The sequence below is a fragment of the Sphingobacterium sp. UBA2610 genome, assembly GCF_002339225.1.
Lineage (GTDB): Bacteria > Bacteroidota > Bacteroidia > Sphingobacteriales > Sphingobacteriaceae > Sphingobacterium > Sphingobacterium multivorum.
Genome location: NZ_DDKA01000006.1, coordinates 3,359 through 19,068, shown reverse-complemented (window position 1 = coordinate 19,068; position 15,710 = coordinate 3,359). Strand labels below are relative to the sequence as shown.

12 protein-coding genes are annotated in these 15,710 nt (G+C 40.0%); 7 read left to right on the top strand and 5 right to left on the bottom strand.

Annotation, left to right across the window (positions count from 1 at the left end; all coding sequences use genetic code 11):
* Nucleotides 1-19 precede the first annotated feature (19 nt).
* Nucleotides 20-2,035 carry a (E)-4-hydroxy-3-methylbut-2-enyl-diphosphate synthase gene (gene ispG, locus B4Z47_RS04225; RefSeq protein WP_172462447.1) on the top strand — a complete coding sequence of 672 codons (2,016 nt, stop codon included), beginning with the start codon at nucleotides 20-22 and terminating at the stop codon, nucleotides 2,033-2,035.
* 114 nt (nucleotides 2,036-2,149) lie between these two features.
* Here ispG and B4Z47_RS04220 read toward each other — a convergent pair whose 3' ends face one another.
* A complete protein-coding gene (locus B4Z47_RS04220; protein WP_070563202.1) occupies nucleotides 2,150-2,584 on the bottom strand; it encodes a T9SS type A sorting domain-containing protein in 435 nt (144 codons plus the stop codon).
* Nucleotides 2,585-2,843: 259 nt separating this feature from the next.
* On the opposite strand from B4Z47_RS04220, the gene B4Z47_RS04215 reads away from it, so the two are divergent.
* Both B4Z47_RS04215 and rlmF read left to right on the top strand, forming a co-directional pair.
* On the top strand, nucleotides 2,844-4,790 hold the full coding sequence (locus tag B4Z47_RS04215; protein WP_046671947.1) for a KUP/HAK/KT family potassium transporter: 1,947 nt from the start codon (nucleotides 2,844-2,846) through the stop codon (nucleotides 4,788-4,790).
* Nucleotides 4,791-4,867: 77 nt separating this feature from the next.
* Nucleotides 4,868-5,779: a 23S rRNA (adenine(1618)-N(6))-methyltransferase RlmF gene (gene rlmF / locus B4Z47_RS04210; protein ID WP_286726870.1), complete on the top strand. Its 912-nt coding sequence runs from the start codon at nucleotides 4,868-4,870 to the stop codon at nucleotides 5,777-5,779.
* An 88-nt stretch (nucleotides 5,780-5,867) separates the two neighbouring features.
* On the opposite strand, the gene B4Z47_RS04205 is transcribed toward rlmF, so the two are convergent.
* Both B4Z47_RS04205 and B4Z47_RS04200 read right to left on the bottom strand, forming a co-directional pair.
* Nucleotides 5,868-7,562, bottom strand: a complete 1,695-nt coding sequence (locus B4Z47_RS04205) for an amino acid permease (RefSeq protein ID WP_112375480.1) — start codon at nucleotides 7,560-7,562, stop codon at nucleotides 5,868-5,870.
* A gap of 80 nt (nucleotides 7,563-7,642) precedes the next feature.
* Nucleotides 7,643-8,326: an ACP phosphodiesterase gene (locus B4Z47_RS04200; protein ID WP_070563210.1), complete on the bottom strand. Its 684-nt coding sequence runs from the start codon at nucleotides 8,324-8,326 to the stop codon at nucleotides 7,643-7,645.
* Nucleotides 8,327-8,429: 103 nt separating this feature from the next.
* Between B4Z47_RS04200 and tyrS the strand changes: the two genes are divergently transcribed.
* Entirely contained in the window at nucleotides 8,430-9,713 is a 1,284-nt protein-coding gene (gene tyrS / locus B4Z47_RS04195; RefSeq protein ID WP_286726868.1) for a tyrosine--tRNA ligase, read from the top strand.
* 121 nt (nucleotides 9,714-9,834) lie between these two features.
* On the opposite strand, the gene B4Z47_RS04190 is transcribed toward tyrS, so the two are convergent.
* On the bottom strand, nucleotides 9,835-10,344 hold the full coding sequence (locus B4Z47_RS04190; RefSeq protein ID WP_286726867.1) for a GNAT family N-acetyltransferase: 510 nt from the start codon (nucleotides 10,342-10,344) through the stop codon (nucleotides 9,835-9,837).
* A gap of 276 nt (nucleotides 10,345-10,620) precedes the next feature.
* Here B4Z47_RS04190 and B4Z47_RS04185 point away from each other — a divergent pair, with 276 nt between their 5' ends.
* Together B4Z47_RS04185 and B4Z47_RS04180 are read left to right on the top strand one after the other, a co-directional pair.
* Nucleotides 10,621-13,356, top strand: a complete 2,736-nt coding sequence (locus B4Z47_RS04185; RefSeq protein WP_115046640.1) for an FtsK/SpoIIIE family DNA translocase — start codon at nucleotides 10,621-10,623, stop codon at nucleotides 13,354-13,356.
* A 1-nt stretch (nucleotide 13,357) separates the two neighbouring features.
* On the top strand, nucleotides 13,358-14,011 hold the full coding sequence (locus B4Z47_RS04180) for a LolA family protein (RefSeq protein WP_112375477.1): 654 nt from the start codon (nucleotides 13,358-13,360) through the stop codon (nucleotides 14,009-14,011).
* A gap of 97 nt (nucleotides 14,012-14,108) precedes the next feature.
* On the opposite strand, the gene B4Z47_RS04175 is transcribed toward B4Z47_RS04180, so the two are convergent.
* Nucleotides 14,109-14,921, bottom strand: a complete 813-nt coding sequence (locus B4Z47_RS04175; protein ID WP_112375476.1) for a lytic transglycosylase domain-containing protein — start codon at nucleotides 14,919-14,921, stop codon at nucleotides 14,109-14,111.
* Between the two features lie 273 nt (nucleotides 14,922-15,194).
* Here B4Z47_RS04175 and B4Z47_RS04170 point away from each other — a divergent pair.
* Nucleotides 15,195-15,710, top strand: a 516-nt coding sequence (locus B4Z47_RS04170; protein WP_286726866.1) for a hypothetical protein, incomplete at its 3' end; no start/stop codon positions are given.

Genomic DNA, 15,710 nt, shown 5'->3' with positions numbered 1-15,710 from the left:
AGCTAACTTTGTGTTAGATATGGACACAAGTAATATGTTGACATTACCTGGAATCTATTGCAATTCCAAGGTAGATTATTCGAGATGGAAAACAAGGGAAATTCAGATCGGTGATATTCCCATGGGTGGCGATAATCCCATTCGTATTCAAAGTATGACTACGGTAGATACAATGGATACGATGGGCTCAGTTGAGCAGACCATTCGAATGGTAGAGGCGGGCTGCGAATACGTTCGTATTACCGCTCCAAGTATTAAAGAAGCGCAAAATTTAGCTAACATAAAAGATGAACTTCGCAGAAGAGGCTATAAAGTCCCTTTAGTCGCTGATATTCATTTTACACCAAATGCTGCCGAGGTCGCTGCGCGCATCGTCGAGAAAGTAAGGGTCAATCCCGGTAACTATGCAGACAAGAAGAAATTTGATCAGCTATCTTATACCGATGCTGAATACAAGCGCGAGTTAGATCGCATCTATCAAAAATTCACTCCGCTCGTAAATATCTGTAAGGAAAATGGTACCGCTATGCGTATTGGTACCAACCACGGCTCACTTTCGGATAGGATCATGAGTCATTATGGTGACACTCCGGAAGGGATGGTCGAATCAGCCATGGAGTTTATCCGGATGTGTGAAGATCTGAGTTTCTACAATCTCTGTATCTCCATGAAATCGTCCAACCCGCAGGTCATGGTCAAAGCCTATCGATTGCTGGTCGAAAAAATGGTTTCCGAAAACATGAACTATCCCCTACATCTCGGTGTAACTGAAGCTGGAGACGGTGAAGATGGTCGTGTAAAATCTGCCGTCGGTATCGGAACACTGTTGGAAGATGGATTGGGCGATACGGTACGTGTATCGCTAACCGAAGAGCCTGAACGGGAAGCTCCGGTCGCTATAGCACTTGTCAATAGATATAGCAAAAGAAAGGCAAACATCGCGAGTCAGCCCAAACAAGAGATTGTTCAGCTCTCTCCGGAGACACCACATATTGCTTATGCCAGCCAAGAAGTAAATACCTTCATCGGCGGCTCTTTGGTACCTAGGGTTGTGGTCGACATTTCTAAGGAAAATCTAAAGGACGCTCAGATCCTTACCAAAGTAGGTTATCGCTACGATATCTTATTAGATAAATACCACATGGGTGAGCAGTCTGTAGACTTTGTTTATCTCGCAGACAGTTTACCATCCTTTACGATGCCGGCAAATCTGAAGCAAGTATATAACTATAATACCTGGTCAAAACTTACCGATCAAACCAATATTCATCCCCTCTTTACCTTAGAAGAATTCGTAAAGTCAGACAATAAGGATAAAGTCCTGAATATGGTCAAAATCTGTAATTCAGATTTATTAACCCCATTGTTTGAATCCTTACAGCTAGACAAAACAATCGTATTTATCGTAGAAACCGATTACTTGCACGGTATGGCAGATCAAAGACAGTTCTTTCGAAATCTGCAGGAAATCGGTATTGACAATCCTGTCATTATCAAGCGTTCTTATTTAGCGGAAGAATTCTCAGGACCCATTGGTGATTTTATGAATCCCGAAGAACCGATATCAAAAATACAGCTGTACGCTTCTACAGATCTAGGGGCATTATTAATTGATGGTTTAGGTTCAGGAATTTGGATTGACTCTCCGGCAACGGCATTGGAAAATATCGCCTCACTTTCGTTCGGAATTTTACAGGCGACACGATCCAGAATATCCAAGACAGAATATATTTCCTGTCCAAGCTGTGGCAGAACCTTATTTGATCTCCAAGAAACCACGCAGATGATCCGAAGCCGTACCAATCACTTAAAAGGCTTAAAAATTGGAATCATGGGCTGTATTGTTAATGGCCCTGGAGAAATGGCAGATGCAGACTATGGTTATGTTGGGGCGGGCCCTGATAAAGTGACATTATATAGAGGTCAGCAGGTGGTTAAGAAAAATGTGAGTTCAGCCCATGCCTTAGATGAATTGATCAAGATCATTCAAGATGATGGACTGTGGATCGAAGAACTACAACAAGACCAAAATTAACAAATCAAGCTATACATAAAATAGCAAAGGGGATCATTTGATCCCCTTTGCTGTTTTATGTATACGAATGAACGTACATTACAAATTACCTTTTTATCGAAAAATGTTACTTTCTTATCGAATAGAAAATCTTTTCACCACGGTTTCCGAACCTGCAACTACGCGTACAAAGTAAAATCCTGTCGTTAATTTCCCACCATGCTCAAAGGAAAGATTTTGAATTCCTGAATCCAGATTACCATTCATTAATTGGAGAATCTCATTGCCCAATGCATCCATTACTTTGATAGACACACTCGACGATTTTGCCAATTTAAAAGAAAGATTTATTTGTTCAGCAATCGGATTGTAGAAAACCTTCACATTATTGATAAGTTTCTCTGTCTCCTTGATGTTATTATCTTCTCCGAATGCCTCACTGCCGTCCCAAATATGTTGCGAAATAGTATGGTCATAAGGAGACTTTGCATACACCCGAGTCAACCCGCTACACAATGTCAGTGCGGATAAAAGTGTTAAACAAGCTGCTTTAAGTAGATTTCTCCCCATAGTGTTAAATTAGACTTCAAATACTGGTTACGGTTTAATCAAATATAACGCTAACTATTTGAATTATCAACAACAAAGTTAGTATTTTGTTTAAAAGTTTTTCAGCAAATAGATTCATTCTAAGTTTCTTTTAACAAATTTTAACAGCTCTTGCGCATGTCAAAGTAAATGCTAAAATTTGGCGCAGGAAATGTACCTACTTAAAGTACAGGCAAAAAGTATATTTTTGCAGTATATTTTGAAATAAAATAATTGATAAATGGCAGACAACAGTCATCACAACAGTATCAATAAGGTGAGTTTCGCCGGATTATTGATCAGTTTAGGAATCGTTTTTGGAGATATCGGAACTTCTCCATTGTATGTTTTCAAAGCAATCATGGGACAAGGAGCCATTCAAAAAGACTTAGTCTTGGGCGGGCTATCCTGTGTTTTTTGGACACTGACGCTCCAAACAACAGTAAAGTATGTTTGGATCACACTCCGGGCAGACAATAAAGGTGAAGGCGGTATCCTATCCCTCTATTCATTGGTACGCAAACGTGCCCCTTGGTTAATTTTCCCGGCGATGATCGGTGCAGCGACCTTGTTAGCGGACGGAATGATCACCCCTGCCATCACAATATCCTCGGCTATTGAAGGTTTGGATCTCAAATTCCCAGGATTACCTACAGTACCTATTGTAGTTACAATTATCTCCTTATTGTTTATTATCCAACGATTTGGAACATCTGTTGTAGGAAAGGTTTTCGGCCCATTGATGACCATCTGGTTTACAATCATTGGTGTAATCGGTTTATCTCATCTTCACCTCGCACCAGAAGTGATGAAAGCGATCAACCCCTATTATGCTTTCCATATTTTGATTACCTACCCCCATTCGCTATTACTGATCGGTGCCGTGTTTTTATGTACTACAGGTGCCGAAGCATTGTATTCGGATATGGGACACTGCGGTAAAAACAATATCCGCATCAGCTGGATCTACGTAAAAATCACACTTATACTAAATTATTTCGGACAAGGAGCCTGGTTGTTGACACAGGAAGGACGTGTCCTTGGAGGTGAAAATCCGTTCTACTCAATCATGCCCGATTGGTTTATAGGCTACGGTATCGCTATCGCGACGATTGCAGCGGTCATCGCCAGTCAAGCCATGATATCCGGATCCTATACCTTAATCTCGGAAGCAGTACGGTTGAATATATGGCCCAAGGTGGCTATCCGCTACCCCAGTGAACATAAAGGTCAGTTGTATGTACCATCCATCAATTTAATTTTATGGGTCGGCTGTATGATTGTCATCTGGGTTTTTGAAGAATCAAGCCGTATGGATGCAGCCTATGGTCTTGCGATCAATTTAACGGTATTGATGACCACGATTTTAATGGGATACTTCCTCGCCATGAAAAAAGTCAACCGTGTACTAATTGCGGTATTTTTGATTGCTTATTTTGTTATTGAACTAACTTTCTTAATAGGAAATGGTGTCAAAATAGCCCATGGTGGTTGGTTGACTCTTCTGCTTGCTACTGCGCTATATATAACAATGTATTGCTGGTACACAGCGCGAAAAATTAAAAATCGTTTTGTTAACTTCATTAACATCAATAAATACTACCCCATTATCTCCGAATTGAGCGAGGACAAATCCGTCCCTCCCTATGCGTCGCATTTGGTCTATCTGACAAGTGCAAATTTCAAATCCGAGATAGAGGCTAAAATTATTTATTCAATTATTAATAAAAAGCCAAAACGTGCGGATGTATATTGGCTCGTCCACGTTGATGTGATGGATCATCCACATACAAAAGAATATTCAATCGATCAGCTTATCCCGGGTAAGTTAATACGGGTTGATTTTAAACTTGGCTTTAGAGAGGAACAGCGCATCAGTCTACTGTTCAGAAAAGTAGTTGAGGAAATGGTGAAAAAAGGTGAAATTGACATCACCAGTCAATACGACACCCTACGTAAACACAATATTCCTGGTGACTTTAAGTTTGTTGTTTTGGAAAAAGTACTCTCCAAAACCAACCAGATGACATGGATAGAAAAAGTAATTATGGACATCTATGGTTACCTCAAAAAAATGAGTTTGTCCGAAGAAAAAGGTTTTGGTTTAGATTCCAGCTTTGTTACAATTGAACGGGTTCCGCTCAATTTTCCACAGACTTCAGAGGTCCATCTCATACGGAAAGATTAAGACTCCTCAAGGTGATGCTCAAGCATCACCTTTTTTATTCAATAGAATTGCATTACTTTTGTTGCAAATAATACATCATGGCAGACGCTAATCCAAAAAAGAAATTACATCCTAGAAATAGACATCTCGATAACTACAATTTTGAAGAATTGAGCAAAGTGGAACCTTCGCTCAAAGATTTTGTTATAGAAAATGCGTATAAAGTAAAGTCCATCGATTTTAACAACCCCGATGCTGTTAAAACGTTAAACAAGGCACTTCTAAAAAAATATTACCACATTCAACACTGGGATATCCCCAAAGAGAATCTTTGCCCCCCTATTCCGGGCCGGGCAGATTATATTCATTATATCGCAGACGTTCTTGCATGGGACAATAATGGTGAAATTCCAAAAGGCGGAAACATCCACGTCCTCGACATCGGTGTTGGTGCAAATTGTATCTACCCCATCATCGGACATCAGGAGTATGGATGGAGCTTTGTAGGGTCTGAAATCATCAAGAGCGCATACAAAAACGCCATCGAGATAACACGGACAAATATGAGCTTAAAAAAGAGCATACAGATCCGCCTCCAAAATAATCCGAAGGCCATATTCAAAGACATTATTCTTCCAGGGGAAAAATATGATGTGGTGATCTGTAATCCCCCATTTTTTAGCTCTCAGACCGAGGCTTTACAGCAGTCCATCCGTAAGACCACAGGTATCAAAGACGCTAAAATAGACGAAAAACCGGTCACACAGGCATTTTCTGGACAAGGAAGCGAGTTATGGTGCGATGGTGGTGAAAAAGCGTTCTTGTCACGCATGATCTTTGAAAGCCAATTTCACAAAGATCAAGTAAAATGGTTCACAACATTAGTTGCCCACCGCGAAGACATTCGCTTTCTACAACACAAACTAAAGAAAATAAACGTAAAAGAGACCGAAGTGATCCGCATGGAACAAGGTAATAAGGTAAGCCGGATCCTTTTATGGAGATTCTAATAAGTCCATGATATTAAAAAAAAGGAGCTATCTTTTATGCAGATAGCTCCTTTTCTTTGATCCATTACTGTACGACGCTTCTCCTATACTAGGCTTGCGCCTGTTTATTTAACTTTGAATGTTTATAGCCATACATAAAATATACAGCCAATCCAATCACGAGCCAGATCACAAATATTATCCAGTTACTTGCCCCCAGCTCCGTCATTAAATACAGATTGATCAGAATACCAACGACAGGCAATAGGGAAAAGTTCATTTTAAAGCTATAAATCCCCAGTCCAAGCCAAGTTAACCAAAATATGATGACTAACATTTTATGTTCTAGAATTTCAAGGATGGTAAGCGATTTCCACTCCTGTATCGTCTCTTGCGCATAGCTAAAAATAAACACAATAGCAATCAGTAGCCCTGCACCAACCAAATACTTACCGTTGATGTAAGGAACTTTAAATTTGGATTTTGCCGATAAACCCGAATAATCCATATACAATACACCGGCGCACACAAGTATAAAGGCAAAAAAGGTACCGACGCTCGTTAAATCCACAAAGAAATCCATTTTAAAAAATAACGAAGGGATAGCAACCACCAAACCCGTTACAATAGTTGCAAACGAAGGTGTTTTATATTTTGGGTGAATGGTCGCAAATTTCTTCCACAACAAACCATCCCGACTCATCGTCATCCAGATTCTTGGTTGCGCCAATTGATACACCAGCAAGGCACTGGTGATGGCAATCACAGAGGTCACCGATATAATTCCGGCCATATGGTCAAAGCCCACATATTTAAACACGAAAGCAAGCGGATCCTTCACATTTAATTCGGTGTAATTAACCATCCCCGTCAAGACTAAGGTAATAGCGACATACAATACAGTACAAATCAATAGGCAATAGATCATCGCCTTAGGTAGATCGCGCTGCGGGTTTTTACACTCTTCGGCAGTTGTGGAGATCGAATCGAATCCGATAAAGGCAAAGAAAACCGCGGCCACACTTCCGAGTACACCTTTGAGGCCGTTCGGCGCAAAAGGTGTCCAATTTTCAGGTTTAATGAAAAATATACCCCCAAAAATTACGGCAAGGATAATCGCTACCTTGATCATAACCATAATCATACTCGCTTTCTGGGACTCTTTGATTCCGATATAAACCAACCAAGTAACCAAAAATGTAATGACACCTGCTGGTAAATCGAAAATAATAGGCATTCCTCCTATTCGTGGTGCACTATTAAAAGCATCCAGACCATGTTGGTCGATTGCGGTCAGTGCAGCCGCACCATGTTGGTTCATCTTCTCTACAGCATCATAAGCATAGCCTGGCGCCATGGACAACCAAGCCGGTATGTGGAGTCCAAAGCCCTCCAGCATGGAGACAAAATACTGCGACCAGGAAATGGCAATAACCGTATTGGAAACAGCATACTCCAAGACCAATGCCCAACCTATAATCCATGCAAACAACTCACCAAAGGCCACATAAGCGTATGTATATGCTGAGCCAGACACAGGAACTGTACTGGCAAATTGCGCATAGGCCAATGCCGTAAAAACACAGGCAAAAGCCGTAAAAACGAAGAGGAGTGATACCGCTGGTCCACCTTCATAACTCGCCAATCCAATTGTGCTGAAGATTCCAGCCCCTACAATAGCGGCGATACCCAACGAAACCAGATCTGTTACCCCCAATACCTTTGCAAGGCCCGTCCCCTCCTCTTTTTGAGTGTCATGCAGAATCTGATCAACACTTTTCTTCCGAAAAAGTCTATGTGACATGTAAATTTAGTTTTTGATACTTAAAATTATGCGAAAATAAATATTTTCAAGGTCTTATACTATTGGTATTTTCTGACAGACTAATTAAAGTCCACCAGCTCATATTGAATATACTGGTAAATTTCTTGATAATCGGTCATCTGCGTATGTAAATAGGAAATCAGCTGTTCTGTCAGAAGCTGTCTTTGCTCCACTGAAACTTCAAATTTCCACAATCGCTTACAAATATTGAAAAGCGCACCTGCAATTTTTTCTACCTGTGCATAGTCATAAATATACGCCCACTCAATAAACTGATGATAGAACTTTTCAAACTTAGGAATATCACTCAGCTGATTAATTTTCAAAAACTTCCGAACAGCATCTTCATTGACATGTACCAGTGCAGCGTAGAATTTATCGATGGAGACCGCTTTATTTTGTGTTAGGATATGATCCAACAATAGCTCCAACGCAATATGGGCCATAAAGGACGGACGGATAGGCAGCCCGGCTAAACTAGACTGGATTTTTAGTTTCAGCTGATGTGTATGATGAAAAAAGTAAGGTGAATTGTGAAATAGACGATCGACCTCGATATGACGATTCCAGCCTATGTACAATTGTTCCAGTAAAGGATTGTCCAAGAGCTCATCTTCATACTGACGCGGTTTTAGCATAAAGGATTTATCCGCATTTTTTAATAGATCGGGTAACAATCCACCCACCATACGTTCGGGATTAGTTGCAAACCGTTCAAAATAGAAATGTGATAAAAAATTCATACCAGCTTATTAGCGTGTGCTTTTATGGGAAATAATTCGCTCAATATACGCTTAATCTCCTATCTTTGCATCTTGTAAATTAAAAAATTAAATCCATTTAACAATGAGCTTTGTAGAAGAATTACGTTGGAGAGGCATGTTGCAAGATATTATGCCAGGCACTGAAGACTTACTGAATAAAGAAAAAGTCGCTGGTTATATCGGCTTTGATCCCACAGGCGACTCTCTACACGTAGGACACTTGACGCAAATCATGACGTTGATCCATTTCCAAAATGCAGGCCACAAACCAGTTGCCCTGGTTGGAGGAGCAACAGGCATGATCGGAGACCCTTCTTTCAAATCTGCAGAGCGTAACTTGTTGGACGAAGCTACCTTACACCATAATGTCGCTTGTCTGAAAAAACAGTTAGGCAAATTTCTTGAATTTGGAGAAGGGGAAAATGACGCCCAAATGGTTAATAATTACGACTGGTTTAAAGATTTTAAATTTTTGGATTTTATTCGTGATATCGGTAAAATGATTACCGTTAACTATATGATGTCAAAAGATTCTGTAAAAAAACGTCTGGAAGGCGACAATGGTCTTTCATTTACAGAATTTACCTATCAATTGATTCAAGGATATGACTTCTACTATCTTTGGAAGCACCACAACTGTAAAGTTCAAATGGGCGGGTCGGACCAATGGGGTAACATCGTAACAGGAAGCGAAATGATCCGTCGCCAAGATCAGGGAACAGCCTATGCCATCACGACGCAATTAATCAAAAAAGCCGACGGCCAGAAATTTGGAAAGACCGAATCTGGTGCCGTATGGTTAGATCCAAAGAAAACCTCTCCATATAAATACTACCAATTTTGGTTGAATACGTCAGATGATGATGCTAAAAACTGGATCAAAATTTTCACACTCAAACCTCAGGAAGAAATTGAGTCCATTATTGCAGAACATGATGCAGCGCCACACTTACGTTTAGTTCAAAAAGCACTGGCAAAAGATATCACCATTCGTACCCACTCCGAAGAAGCGTACGAAACTGCGATCAAAACTTCTGAATTTCTTTTTGGAAATGGCTCTTTAGAATTCTTAAACAACTTAGATCACGACGCAGTTTTAGAGGTATTTGAAGGCATTCCGCAGTTTCAGGTCGCTAAAGCAGATCTCGCAGCAGGCATCAATATTCTTGATTTACTAGCTGTTCAGACACAGGTATTCCCCTCAAAAGGTGAAGCCCGCAAAATGCTTCAGGGCGGCGGCGTTTCTATCAACCGAGAAAAAGCAACCGATATTGAAGATTCGATTACGGACAATCACCTTGTAAACAATAAATATATAGTTGCACAACGCGGTAAAAAGAATTACTACTTGATTATTGCAGGTTAATGATCAGCAGTATCCTGATTTAATAATCCATAAACATAAAAAAGTCCCTTTTGAACAAAGTAAAAGGGACTTTTTTATGCAATCCAATGTTAATCTTCCTCCGCAGAAGAAATCGGTTCGGTTATTTTAATAGTTTTTCAAATGCTTTGCGTGAAGCTCCCCTAAAATGTACTTCCCCACAATAGCGGTACCCTAACTTTTCGAACACATGCAGCATACCCCCATTGTCAAAATTAGTATCCACCTTAATACTATAAACGTCATGATCAACAGCGATCTCCTCCACCCCGGACATAATAGCCGTCCCCACACCTTTCATATGCGGATCCTGCGCCGAGGCCAGTCGGTGTATACCGACATAAGGACCATCACTTAACCATTTTCCGTCAATATCATTATATGCAGGTTCGACATCAAAAATAATAGCAACATAACCTACAATCCGACGCTCCACTTCAACGACATGCCCGTAGCCCTTATCAATATCCGACTGAACCACATCTTCATTCGGATAACCATCTTGCCATTGTCGGCTACCTTGTTCTTTCCTGAGGGCAATTGCTTGTTGTATAATTTCCCAAATCCGTCCTTTATCAGCTAATGTCGCTTTTCGTATTTCAAACTTGTTCATGCTATCTCTTATTTTATTCGTAAAACTACATATTTTAGAGCAACTCTAAAGAATAGGCAAAAACAGAAACAATCTTTAGCCATATCCCATATTCTTTAGCCCACCCCACTTGCAGGGCATACTATTTGCTAGCCATTATACCTATCAAGCTTTTTAGCTACATCTAAATTTATTCATTCATAAAAAACGACAAACTTAAAATAATTAGGCTATCGGCATCTTTAAAATACTATCAAAATAACTAAGTTTGTAAGCAGTATAATTGTGAGCTTTTCAATGTCAAACAAAGGAAATACATTTAGGCAGACAGGGAATTCAGTTTCCGGCAAACGTGCCCCTCAAAAGGAATCAACAACATTTAAAAAAGAAAAAAGTCAAAAAAATAGTGTACCAAGAGATTATTCTGATGCACAGCAAAAGGCTGTCAAGATATTAGGGATTTTATTGATCTTGCTTTCATTAGCATTTGCTACCGCTTTCGTATCCTACCTATTCACTTGGGAAGACGATCAAAGTTATATCGCAAAAACTAATGGCGGATGGTCAACATTATTTAGATCTACGGAAGAAATTCATGATGAAAGTGTTGATCTACCCGTTGTTGACAATAAACTAGGGAAATTTGGTGCATTGCTTGCCAACCAATTCATGTACGAATGGTTTGGTGTCGCATCTTTTCTTTTTATCCCGGTATTATTCATTTTAGGATATCGCCTGTTGTTCAAGAAATCATTACTTCCGTTGTACCGTACGGTAGTCTATTCTTTCGTTGCTATCGTTTTTATCTCGGTAACATTAGGCTTCCTGCATGGATTTATGGCCGATACACCGCATATGCTTGAGGGCAAATTTGGCTTTTGGACCAATAAATTATTGGAAGCACAAGTTGGCATTGTCGGCGTTGGCTGTATTTTGGCCTTTGCATATCTGACAACTTTAATTTTACTTTACAATCTTGATTTCAAGTTTGTCCTTTTCAGCAATAGAAAATCCAAGTCATTCTCCGAAGATACGGACGAAGAGGATGAGGATGAATACGCTCCACAAAATCTTAGAAACAAAATTCATATTGAAGATGATTCCATCCAGTCGGTGCGAGAATCTTTCCAACGGTCAACGTCAATCAATGAGCGATTTCAATCTGCTCGGGACAAAGAGGTACAGGAAGAACTTCAGCGTCCTGCCTTTACGCATCACCCTGTACCCGAAGTACAAATTGATCCGAAGGACAAAGTGGTGCTCACCTTCGACGATAGTCCGCTTGAAAGAACAGAGAATACACCTTCAATCAGTTTTACAATTGATCAGCCAAATGAAGAATTTGAAGCCGAAGACTTACCGTTAATCCAGGAATATCAAGCGCCGAAAATCGAAGCAGAACCCCAACGAGAGCCAGAAGCTATTATTGAACCCGATGCAGTACCCGGTCTGGTGGTCGAAGATATCAAAGAGGAAAAAGAAATTACCGCCAGTGATCTTGTGGCCCAATTCGGACAGTATGACCCAAAATTGGATCTTTCTGGCTACCAACATCCGGCATTGGATTTATTGAAGGACTATGGTGGTGGTAAAATTACCATCAATCAACAGGAACTCGAAGCGAACAAAAATAGGATTGTTGATACACTGAGAAACTATAGCATCGAGATCGAAAGCATCAAGGCAACGATAGGACCAACGGTGACTTTGTATGAAATTATACCAAAACCAGGTGTACGGATTTCAAAAATCAAAAATCTGGAAGATGACATTGCCTTAAGTCTTGCGGCCTTAGGTATCCGGATCATTGCACCGATGCCCGGAAAAGGAACTATTGGTATTGAGGTACCAAACTCCAGTCCGGAAATGGTGTCCATGCGATCGGTCCTTGCTACGGAGAAGTTTCAGAAAACAGATATGGATCTCCCGATCGCTTTAGGTAAGACAATTTCAAATGAAGTGTATATTGCCGATTTAGCTAAAATGCCTCACCTTCTGGTTGCGGGGGCTACCGGGCAAGGTAAATCAGTAGGTATTAACGCGATTCTGACCTCTCTACTGTATAAAAAGCATCCAGCCGAACTAAAATTTGTCCTTGTTGACCCTAAGAAAGTGGAACTTTCTCTATTCAAAAAAGTAGAGCGCCACTTCCTTGCAAAATTGCCTGACGACGGAGATGCGATTATCACCGATACGAAGAAAGTAATCAACACCTTAAATTCCCTCTGTATAGAAATGGATCAACGTTATGATTTGTTAAAAAATGCGCAGGTACGGAATTTAAAGGAATATAATGCAAAATTTATCAATCGCAGATTAAACCCTGAGGAGGGTCATCGATTCTTACCATATATCGTTCTTATTGTTGATGAGTTTGCCGACTTGATGATGACAGCAGGAAAAGAGGTCGAAACACCGATTGCACGATTGGCACAATTGGCCCGTGCGGTAGGAATTCACCTGGTTATTGCAACCCAGCGTCCTTCTGTCAATATCATTACCGGTACAATCAAGGCCAACTTCCCTGCACGTCTGGCATTCCGTGTGTTGTCGAAAGTCGATTCACGGACCATTCTAGATACAGGCGGTGCAGATCAGTTGATCGGTCGGGGTGACATGCTTCTAGCGACTGGAAGTGATTTGATACGTATTCAATGTGCTTTTGTGGATACGCCTGAGGTTGAACAAATTTCCGATTACATCGGTGCGCAACGAGGCTATCCTTCGGCATTTATGCTTCCGGAGTACGTAGACGAAAACGGAGATGGTTCTGGTAGTGTAGATTTTGACCCCAAAGACCGCGATCAGTTGTTCGAAGAAGCTGCCCGATTGATTGTCATGCATCAGCAAGGCTCAACTTCATTAATCCAACGTAAATTAAAATTGGGTTATAACAGAGCAGGACGAATCATCGATCAATTGGAAGCTGCAGGAATTGTAGGTCCATTTGAAGGAAGTAAGGCCCGGGAAGTGCTTTATCCAGATGAGTATTCATTAGAACAATTTTTGGAGACGTTAAGAAAGGACAACTAAGATGAAAAAACAAGTATGGTTTATTGTAGGTCTGCTAATCATGGCATACAGCCAAAACAGTTATGCACAAAATGACGCTGCTGCCAAGGCGCTACTGACGAAAGTAAGCCAAAAGTACAATGCATACAAAACAATACAGGCCAATTTCTCATTAGATATTAAACAAGCTAATGGCGGCTCGCATACTGATGCCGGAACAATATACCTGGACAAGAGTAACAACAAGTACCAGCTCAATACCAAAAATCAAGTATTGATATCGGATTCCAAGACACAGTGGAATATCATGAAAGCGGAAAAAGAAGTTGAAATCTCAGAAGCAAGCAATTCGACCAACGAGATCAATCCAACAAATATATTCAGCTTTTATACCACCGGTTTTAAATATACCTTGACCAATACAGAAAAGGTAAAAGGGCTTACACTAAGTGTTGTTGAATTAAGTCCTCTTGATAGCAAAAAAAACTATTCAAAGATCAAGCTGCGCATTAACAAAGCAAGCAGTCTGATCTATGATACCACCGTATTTGATAAAAGTGGTAATCGCTATACGTATACATTAACTTCTCAGGAAGGTAATAAGGCGCTTTCCGGTAGTCTATTCGTATTCAACAAAAATGATTATAAAGGCTTCGACATCGTCGATCTGAGGTAAAAATAGAACAATACTACAGGTCTGATTAAAGACAGTACAATAAAAAGGGCTTTCCACTATGCAGTGGAAAGCCCTTTTTATTGTGAAGTACACTATTTTACAGCATGTTCGGTTCCTTATCCAACGTCTCACTTTCTTTATTGGCATAACGTGAATAGCCATGCTTCTGTGGATGTTCGATAATTTCCTTCATAGAAACAAGTTTGTACACATACGAACCCGTTTCATTATTCAATTTCAAGGCAAAATAGTCGTCCTTTTTTTGTCTTCTTATAGAACCTCTTAAACTGCCATCACCAACATTATACGCCGCAGCAACCAAGGTCCAGTTACCAAATTGGCCATAGAGGTATTTGAGGTATCTCGCTGCAGCATGCGTAGATTTAACAAGATCCTTTCGGTCGTCTACCGTACCATTGACTTTTAAGCCATACAAACGGGCTGTTGCCGGCATAAATTGCCAATAGCCACCAGCTCCCTTCGATGAAACAACAGCTTTACTAAGGCCACTTTCCACCAATGGAATGTACTTGAAATCTTCCGGAATACCATGTGATTTAAGGATCTTTGCAATCATAGGCAAGTAGGTCTCTGCCTTTTTGTGCATATCGTACGATCCTGTTTTTTTAAACGAGAATCGACTGAAAAATTTACGCAATTTACTTTCCACAAGCGGACGATCCATCGGTAATGAATCTTCGGCAAATGTCAATGAATTCATATACGATTCAAAGGAATTGCTTTTTTCTTTTTTTTCTTCTTCATCCCCATGATGAACGGGAACTACTACGAGCTTCGGTTCAACGATCTTATCGCCGTTTGAAGCATTGTTGTGTGGGGTTGAGTATAACTTTGACAGCAATAAAGCAAACAAAATCAAACTACTACATAAAACTTTCTTTCTTATCATTCACTCCCTTAATGCTACCCTATCCACGACTGCAATCGATCAAAAAATAGCTTGGTTCAAATTCAAGGGTACAAAGGTAAACACTATTTATTTAAAAAACAAATAGTTACATTCTAGACAACTTAAAGCGGGTTTGTTAGCGTAAAAACGCAGCAAATTCAAGAAAAGACAAAAAGATAAGGATTTTTTCGCAAAACCCAAAATTATACCTAACTTTGTCGTTCACATTTTAGCAAAACACAATGCCATTCAGCAATAAAAGGAACAGTCGTGATGACAACTCCAGAAAGTCACGAGGCAACTCAGATAGTTTCAAATCTAGAGGCGATAAGAACAATAGTTTCGGAAAAAAATCATATGGGTCGAATGACCAATCTGAAAGAGGCTCTTTCAGAAAAGATGATAATCGTGAGAACAGATCATTCGGATCTAAAAAATTCTCAGACAAACCTTCCTTCCGAGGAGATAACAATTCCTTCCGTTCAAAAGATAATTCAGAAAAATCCTTTGGTAGAGGAGGCCGCTCATTTGATAAAAATGATTCTTCAAGATCTTTTGACAAAAAAGATTCCTTCAATAAATTTGATAGATCAGAACGTTCTTTTGACAAAAAAGATAACTTCAAACGTTCCGATAGAAATGACTCTTCAAGATCTTTTGACCGTTCAGAACGTTCTTTTGATAAAAGAGATAGTTTCAAACGTACAGATAGAAATGATTCCTCAAGATCTTTTGACCGTTCAGAGCGTTCTTTTGATAAAAGAGATAGTTTCAAACGTTCAGACAGAA

What these genes read in the sequence shown, in the direction of transcription:
- ispG (WP_172462447.1), top strand. Translation starts at nt 20, where the DNA reads ATGGACACAAGTAATATGTTGACATTACCTGGAATCTATTGCAATTCC.
- B4Z47_RS04220 (WP_070563202.1), bottom strand. Translation starts at nt 2,584, where the DNA reads ATGGGGAGAAATCTACTTAAAGCAGCTTGTTTAACACTTTTATCCGCA.
- B4Z47_RS04215 (WP_046671947.1), top strand. Translation starts at nt 2,844, where the DNA reads ATGGCAGACAACAGTCATCACAACAGTATCAATAAGGTGAGTTTCGCC.
- rlmF (WP_286726870.1), top strand. Translation starts at nt 4,868, where the DNA reads ATGGCAGACGCTAATCCAAAAAAGAAATTACATCCTAGAAATAGACAT.
- B4Z47_RS04205 (WP_112375480.1), bottom strand. Translation starts at nt 7,562, where the DNA reads ATGTCACATAGACTTTTTCGGAAGAAAAGTGTTGATCAGATTCTGCAT.
- B4Z47_RS04200 (WP_070563210.1), bottom strand. Translation starts at nt 8,326, where the DNA reads ATGAATTTTTTATCACATTTCTATTTTGAACGGTTTGCAACTAATCCC.
- tyrS (WP_286726868.1), top strand. Translation starts at nt 8,430, where the DNA reads ATGAGCTTTGTAGAAGAATTACGTTGGAGAGGCATGTTGCAAGATATT.
- B4Z47_RS04190 (WP_286726867.1), bottom strand. Translation starts at nt 10,344, where the DNA reads ATGAACAAGTTTGAAATACGAAAAGCGACATTAGCTGATAAAGGACGG.
- B4Z47_RS04185 (WP_115046640.1), top strand. Translation starts at nt 10,621, where the DNA reads ATGTCAAACAAAGGAAATACATTTAGGCAGACAGGGAATTCAGTTTCC.
- B4Z47_RS04180 (WP_112375477.1), top strand. Translation starts at nt 13,358, where the DNA reads ATGAAAAAACAAGTATGGTTTATTGTAGGTCTGCTAATCATGGCATAC.
- B4Z47_RS04175 (WP_112375476.1), bottom strand. Translation starts at nt 14,921, where the DNA reads ATGATAAGAAAGAAAGTTTTATGTAGTAGTTTGATTTTGTTTGCTTTA.